The sequence below is a fragment of the Mesorhizobium sp. M00.F.Ca.ET.216.01.1.1 genome (assembly GCF_004010325.2).
In the GTDB taxonomy this organism is placed as follows: Bacteria; Pseudomonadota; Alphaproteobacteria; order Rhizobiales; family Rhizobiaceae; genus Mesorhizobium.
The window spans coordinates 1-316 of record NZ_SADR02000385.1 but is presented as its reverse complement, the minus strand read 5'-3'; the positions used below and the strand labels follow the sequence as shown (position 1 = coordinate 316).

Sequence of the window (316 nt, the reverse complement as noted above, 5' to 3'; positions counted from 1 at the left end):
CCCGGTCGAACCTTTGCGCCAATTCCTTCGCCTGCCGGTGACCGATGACCGCCGAGAACAGAACGTTGCGGACATGATCGGCGCTGCTGATGGTGACGATTGTCGTCGGGACGATCATCAGCCCGAGGACGAAGTCGGGGACGTCCATGCGCAAGACGAGCGCAAGTGCTGGCGGCCCAATGAGGGTAACGGAAAAAATCTGCACCATGCGCCTGGAACCGTAGCTCCGGCCGACAACCGTGAGCAGGGTGGTCAATGCCAACGACACGGACGACAGTTCGGCGAAGGAATCGGGACGCAGGTAGATCGACACGAA

General features: G+C 60.8%; 1 pseudogene. It reads right to left on the bottom strand.

Annotated elements, in window-relative coordinates:
- Nucleotides 1–316: pseudogene (locus EN859_RS36600) on the bottom strand (diguanylate phosphodiesterase); the annotation flags it as partial.